The 1,189-nt window shown below is 67.5% G+C and carries 3 protein-coding genes; all 3 read left to right on the top strand.

Annotation, left to right across the window (positions count from 1 at the left end; translation table 11 throughout):
* Nucleotides 1-391, top strand: a 391-nt coding sequence (locus H926_RS30600; protein WP_371256340.1) for a DsbA family protein, incomplete at its 5' end; no start/stop codon positions are given.
* 68 nt (nucleotides 392-459) lie between these two features.
* Nucleotides 460-915: an Lrp/AsnC family transcriptional regulator gene (locus H926_RS0124660; protein WP_022678610.1), complete on the top strand. Its 456-nt coding sequence runs from the start codon at nucleotides 460-462 to the stop codon at nucleotides 913-915.
* A 33-nt stretch (nucleotides 916-948) separates the two neighbouring features.
* Nucleotides 949-1,189, top strand: a 241-nt coding sequence (locus H926_RS33995; protein WP_043611391.1) for a hypothetical protein, incomplete at its 3' end; no start/stop codon positions are given.

Raw genomic sequence — 1,189 nt, forward strand, 5'->3', positions numbered from 1 at the left:
CGCGCTGTGCGTGGCCGACCAGGGCGGCGCGGCCGCATTCTATCGCTTTCTCAACGATTACTTTGCCCGCACCGGCGGCAATGGCCGCGGCCTGGAAGGTGGGCGCGCGGCCGTGGTTGCCCTCGCCAAGCTGGATGGCGCAGCCGATGGCGCCAAGCTGGACGCGTGCCTGCGCAGCGATGAAACGCTGGGCCGGGTTGCCGCCGAAGGGGATGCGGCCGAACGCGCCACTGTGCAGGGCACCCCGGCCGTGGCCGTGCGCAACAACCTGACGGGCGAAACAATCATGGTCGATGGCGCGATCGATGGTGAAACGCTCGACCAGGCGATCACGCTGATGGCATCGCGCAGCAAGCGGCACGGTGCGCCGCCAGCGGATTATTCGCGCTGATCCGAAACGAGCCAAGGCTTCCCGCGAATCTGACTTTATCCGCGAAGATTTTGCGCTAGACGGCGTTGATGGACCGCATAGATCGCAAGCTGCTGGCCGCGTTGCAGGCAGATTCGCAAAGTTCGCTGGCACAACTGGCCGATCGGGTGGGGCTTTCCAGCTCTGCCTGCCACCGCCGCATGCGCGCGCTGGAAGAGAGCGGTGCGATCACCGGCTATGGCGCGCGGGTCGATGCCGGCAAGATCGGCCTCAATCTGCATGCCCTGATCGATATCACGCTGGAAAGCCAGAGCCGCGAAGCGATGGAGCGGTTCGAACGGGCCACGCTCGATTCCACCGAAATCCTCGAATGCTATCTGATCTCGGGCGTGGCGGATTACCGCCTGCGCATCGCCGCGCATGACATGGCCGATTACGACCGGCTGCACCGCGATTGCCTCGCACGCCTGCCCGGCGTCAGCACGATGCACACCAGCTTTGTGATCCGCCCGATCAAGGCGTGGAACGGCTATGCCCTGGGGTAACCGCGCGCTGTTCGGCCCGGCCTTGCCGGCGCAATGATCGTGGCGCGGCGCGGGGTGATCGGGCTTTTGGCTGGGCTTGCCTGGTCTGGCCGCGCGCTGGCCGCCGCGCCTTCGTTTCCACGCAGCATGAATGCCGCCGCGCGCCTGCGCCGCCGGCTGGATGTGCCGGCTCTGGCAGCGGGCTGGCGGGAAAAGCTGGCTGACGGGGGAGAGGCCTGCGCCGGGCGCCGCATGCTGGGCAGCGATGTGGCGGGGGGGCCGGGGGGCTTTTGGC

Source organism: Novosphingobium sp. B-7 (assembly GCF_000410615.1).
In the GTDB taxonomy this organism is placed as follows: Bacteria; Pseudomonadota; Alphaproteobacteria; order Sphingomonadales; family Sphingomonadaceae; genus Novosphingobium; species Novosphingobium capsulatum.